Genomic DNA, 1,421 nt, shown 5'->3' with positions numbered 1-1,421 from the left:
TAATCTGTACCCTTTGTAAAGGACATTTTGAAAAAAGTTAGGCAACATCAAGAAGATGATTTCTGTATCCAACAGGAGTCATCTTTTTTAAATTCCATTGATATCTATAATGATTATAGTACGTCATATATTTCTTAATCTCTTGTTTCAACTCAGTAAAAGACTCGCAAGGTTTTATATGTGCTTCATCTTTCAGATGACCAAAAAATGATTCTTGTGGAGCGTTATCCCAACAATTCCCTCTTCTTGACATGGATTGCCCGAGATTTAGCTTTTTGACTAGCTTTTGGTAGGTAGGACTTGTGTAGTGGGCTCCTTGATCTGAATGAATATATGCACCTTCAGTCAATCGAATCCTCTTATTCCTTTTTAGTTTATGAAGGGTTGTCGTTACGAGGTCTAATGTCATCTGTTCTGAAACATGGTAAGCTACAATTTCATTGGTTGAGCCATCTAAAATTGTAGACAAATAGGCTCTTTTATTCTTACCATAAACTAAATAGGTGATATCTGTAAGAAGTGTTTTTCCTGGGGTGTTTTGTTTAAATTCTCGATTTAATCGATTCGGTACTACTCGATGTTCTTTTGTCGCTTTCAGCATTCTTTTATAAGGATTCGCTTTACGAACCGGACAGACAATCTCATATTTCTTCATGATTCTACGGATACGTTTTAAATTGTAGACAACTTGAAACTGACCCGCTAATGTCATCTTTATTTGACGAGCCCCTTTCTTTCTATTTCTAAATCGAAGTGCTTTTAATATGGTTTCTTTCACGATTTCATCTCGATCGCTCTTTTGTTTCCGTTGTTCTTGAGATGAAATTGAAAAATAATTATAGTATCCCGAACGGGATACACCAACTACTTTACACAAATGACTGACCATATTTCTTAAGTTGTATTTTATGATGACAGAATGAATCAAGATGAATTTCTGACTAGGTGGTAACGTTATTTCCTTCTCATCCTCCCTTCCATAAGTTTGATTTTTTTTAACAATTCATTTTCCGCCTTTAGTAAGTTTCGTTCGGCTTCTAAACGGGCATACTTCTCTTCTAACGTAAGCTCTCTCTCAAGAGTTCTTCCAGCGTTTTCGGTGCGTGTATCTCGCAAACCAAATACACCATTTTTTCTATAAGCAGCACGCCATCTACTTCCTGATGACATAACTCGTTTCATTCCAATCACATCTATATCAAAGCCACATTCTTCAAAAATATTTCGAGGTAACTTTCCTTTTTCATTTTCCTCAATAAAAATACGCTTAAATTCCTCTGTATAAGTGATACCTTTCTGACTTACAGATTTTACGTATGGGTTACTCGATAAAATTTGAATTTCTCTTTCTGTAAATAGCTTTTTTGTCATTTTGAACATTCTCCGATCCCAATTTTCCTCTTATTATACAAGAAATACCC

The 1,421-nt window shown here is 34.9% G+C and carries 1 protein-coding gene; it reads right to left on the bottom strand.

What is annotated here, in order from left to right; genetic code table 11:
* Positions 1-37: 37 nt before the first annotated feature.
* Positions 38-1,380 (bottom strand): IS3 family transposase gene (locus MR071_RS24955; RefSeq protein WP_242238237.1). Its coding sequence is split into 2 segments (ribosomal slippage): positions 38-999 and positions 999-1,380, totalling 1,344 coding nucleotides; the frame shifts between segments, so codons are not numbered across the junction.
* Between the last annotated feature and the right edge of the window lie 41 nt (positions 1,381-1,421).

It is taken from the genome of Bacillus cereus group sp. BfR-BA-01316, from assembly GCF_022664195.1.
Classification (GTDB): Bacteria; Bacillota; Bacilli; order Bacillales; family Bacillaceae_G; genus Bacillus_A.
The sequence above is the reverse complement of the archived record's forward strand: the minus strand, read 5'-3'. Positions and strand labels throughout refer to the sequence as shown.